General features: G+C 59.3%; 1 pseudogene. It reads left to right on the top strand.

The window, feature by feature from the left end:
* Positions 1 to 248: pseudogene (locus OGV85_RS00305) on the top strand (IS1 family transposase); the annotation flags it as partial.

Consider the following 248-nt stretch of genomic DNA (forward strand, 5'->3'; position numbering starts at 1 on the left):
CTCAGGCCGCAGTCGGTAACCTCGCGCATACAGCCGGGCAGTGACGTCATCGTCTGCGCGGAAATGGACGAACAGTGGGGATACGTCGGGGCTAAATCGCGCCAGCGCTGGCTGTTTTACGCGTATGACAGGCTCCGGAAGACGGTTGTGGCGCACGTATTCGGTGAAGACGCTGGGGCGTCTTATGAGCCTGCTGTCACCCTTTGACGTGGTGATATGGATGACGGATGGCTGGCCGCTGTATGAAT

Origin of the sequence: Citrobacter sp. Cf132, assembly GCF_030333885.1 — a bacterium.
GTDB classification, from domain to species: Bacteria; Pseudomonadota; Gammaproteobacteria; order Enterobacterales; family Enterobacteriaceae; genus Citrobacter; species Citrobacter freundii.